This is a genomic window from Chryseobacterium sp. UF-81, assembly GCF_058245105.1.
In genome coordinates, this window is the sequence record NZ_JBSIBX010000038.1 from 1 (window position 1) to 239 (window position 239).

Annotated in this window: 1 protein-coding gene; it reads right to left on the minus strand. The window is 56.5% G+C overall.

All coding sequences use genetic code 11. From position 1 onward, the window contains the following. Positions 1-239, minus strand: a 239-nt coding sequence (gene leuD, locus AC4IFE_RS20010; protein WP_490758872.1) for a 3-isopropylmalate dehydratase small subunit, incomplete at both ends; no start/stop codon positions are given.

Sequence of the window (239 nt, forward strand, 5' to 3'; positions counted from 1 at the left end):
CTGATAACCTGGTGCCGCTTCAACCTGCTTGAACAGTGCGTCGACTTCCTCATCGCTGAGGATGATCGGCAGCAAGCCGTTCTTGAAGCTGTTGTTGAAGAAGATGTCGGCATAGCTCGGCGCAATAATGGTACGGAAACCATATTCCTCAAGCGCCCACGGCGCGTGCTCACGGCTGGAACCGCAACCGAAGTTTTCCCGCGCCAGCAGCACACTGGCACCCTGATAGCGCTCATGGT